2 protein-coding genes are annotated in these 1861 nt (G+C 53.0%); both read right to left on the bottom strand.

What is annotated here, in order from left to right; translation table 11 throughout:
* Positions 1–597 (bottom strand): ABC transporter ATP-binding protein (locus tag WBC85_RS16275; RefSeq protein WP_424439732.1); only part of this gene is annotated, 597 nt, incomplete at its 3' end.
* A 73-nt stretch (positions 598–670) separates the two neighbouring features.
* Complete coding sequence (locus tag WBC85_RS16270) at positions 671–1756, bottom strand: polyamine ABC transporter substrate-binding protein (RefSeq protein WP_424439729.1); 1086 nt, start codon at positions 1754–1756, stop codon at positions 671–673.
* Positions 1757–1861: the final 105 nt, after the last annotated feature.

Below are 1861 nucleotides of genomic sequence, written 5' to 3'. Positions count from 1 at the left end.
CAACCCGGTTGTCTCTTGAATATCCATCAACTCAAACTGGGTTTCCTGACGCAGCTTTTTGTCAAGCGCCCCCAGAGGTTCATCCAAAAGCAGCAGTTTGGGAGCCTTGGCCAGCGACCGCGCCAATGCCACACGCTGCCGCTGTCCCCCTGATATCTGGTGCGGCTTTCGACGAGCGAATTTTTCAAGCCGGGTAAGTTTGAGCATTTCATCAACACGCGCATCAATCTCGGCCTTGCTTTTACGGGCGCGTTTGAGACCAAAGGCGATGTTTTCCCAGACGCTCAGATGCGGGAACAGGGCATAGGACTGGAACATCATGTTCACAGCCCGTTCATTAGGAGGCACATGGCCAATGTCCTGACCGGCCAATTCGATCCGGCCTTCTGTCACAGTTTCAAACCCGGCCAGCATCCGCATCATCGTGGTTTTGCCGCATCCCGACGGGCCGAGCAGCGCAAAGAACTCACTTTGATAGATATCCAAAGTCAGGTCATCAATCGCGACAAACTCACCAAATCTCTTTGAGACATTCACAAACCGGATAAGCGGTTTCTCGTTGGGATCCTCCCAGGGGGCAAAGGCAGTCTGGCTCACGTGTAGGGCATCCCTTTGATTGACTGGAGAAATAAAAACGGCGCATCCCCGTTGGACTGCGCCGCTATTAATCTTAGGTGCCGGACTTGATCTTGGTCCACATGCGCGTCACCACACGCTGTACCTTTGGATCATACGGCGAAGTGGTATAGAGTTTTTCCAGCGTCGCCTCATCAGGATAAATCGCTGTATCCCCGATCACATCTTCTTCCAGGAATTCTTGCGAAGCTTTGTTGCCGTTGGCGTAATAGACATAGTTTGATGCCGCCGCCATGTTCTGCGCATCCATGATGAAGTTCAGGAACTTATGCGCCGCTTCCGGGTTAGGGGCATCCACAGGGATTGCCATGTTGTCGAACCACATCAGCGCGCCCTCTTTGGGCGCGTAATATTCGATCTCGACACCATTCTCTGCTTCGGCAGCACGGTCACGCGCCTGCAAAATGTCGCCGGACCAGCCGATCGCGACACAGATATCACCATTGGCCAGCGCGTTGATGTATTCTGAACTGTGGAACTTCTGAACGTGTGGGGCGATTGCAGACAGCATCGGTTCAGTCTTGCGAATAACGTCAGGGTCCTGGCTGTCCGGGTCTTCACCCATAAAGGCCAGCGCCGCCGGGATGATTTCTACGGGCGAGTCAAGGAAATGCACACCGCATCCTGCCAGTTTTTCCATATTGGCCGGGTTGAAAACAAGCTCAAGCGAATCAACGGGTGCGTCTTCACCCAGTGCTTCTTTGACCTTGCCGATGTTCACGCCGATGCCGGTGGTGCCCCACATGTAGTTGATCGCATATTGATTGCCGGGGTCATATTTGCTGACCCTGTCGCTGATCACGCTCCACATGTTCTCCGCGTTTGGCAGTTTGGATGCGTCGAGCTTTTGGAATGCACCCGCAGTGATCTGGCGTTGCAAGAAGGTTCCCGAAGGCACCACCACGTCATAGCCAGAACCGCCAGCAAGCAATTTCGTCTCAAGCACTTCGTTGCTGTCAAAGACGTCATAGATCAGTTCGATCCCGGTCTCGGTCTCAAACTTCTCAAGCAGGCTCTCGTCGATATAATCGGACCAGTTGTAAACGCGAACCTCTTCGGCAACTGCGGTGCTGGCCATCAATCCGGCAACAGCAGCGCCACTCAGAATATGGTATTTCATGTCTTACTCCCCTAAATTTTTCCAGGTTGCTCCCGGCATTCACTTAATTTGATCAAGTTTTTTCGCTCACCGCAAGATATTTTATGCTTTCACGCGCGCCACGAT

It is taken from the genome of Planktotalea sp. (assembly GCF_049680325.1).
Taxonomy (GTDB): Bacteria; Pseudomonadota; Alphaproteobacteria; order Rhodobacterales; family Rhodobacteraceae; genus Planktotalea.
The sequence above is the reverse complement of the archived record's forward strand: the minus strand, read 5'-3'. Positions and strand labels throughout refer to the sequence as shown.